Genomic DNA, 546 nt, shown 5'->3' on the forward strand with positions numbered 1-546 from the left:
ATTGGGGTGCGGTGTTTGCTGGTGTTGGGGGTCGGGTGGTTGATTTGCCTACGTATCCTTTCCAGCGACGCCACCACTGGGCGCCGCAGACGGACGGGGCCACCTCACCGGTCCTGGTCGACGACCAGGCAGAGCCGGAGCTTGCCCCGGAAGTCGGCGCGCCAGGACTCCACGCGGAACTACTGACGCTGTCCGACGCCGAGCAACTGAACCGGCTGCTGACCGTCGTCCGGGCGAGTACCGCCGTCGTGCTGGGCCTCGACTCCGCCGAGGCGGTCGATCCGGAGCGGACCTTCAAGGAACAGGGCTTCGAGTCCATCACCGCCGTCGAACTCTGCAACCACCTGCGACTCGGCACCGGCAAGCGGGTGCCGACCACCCTCGTCTACAGCCACCCCACCCCGTTGGCCGCCGCCCGTCACCTTCGCGACGAAATCCTCGGTCGATCGACTACCCAGGACAATCATCTTCCTGCCGCTCGCACGGCTGTTGTGGATGATGATCCGGTTGTGATTGTGGGGATGGGTTGTCGGTTGCCGGGTGGTG

1 protein-coding gene is annotated in these 546 nt (G+C 65.9%); it reads left to right on the forward strand.

Annotated features, from left to right (window positions below; all coding sequences use genetic code 11):
* Nucleotides 1-546: acyl carrier protein (locus ACFHWS_RS28545; RefSeq protein ID WP_416569589.1), on the forward strand; the 546-nt coding region annotated here is incomplete at both ends.

The sequence above is a fragment of the Micromonospora sp. LOL_013 genome (genome assembly GCF_048060315.1).
Lineage (GTDB): Bacteria > Actinomycetota > Actinomycetes > Mycobacteriales > Micromonosporaceae > Micromonospora_E.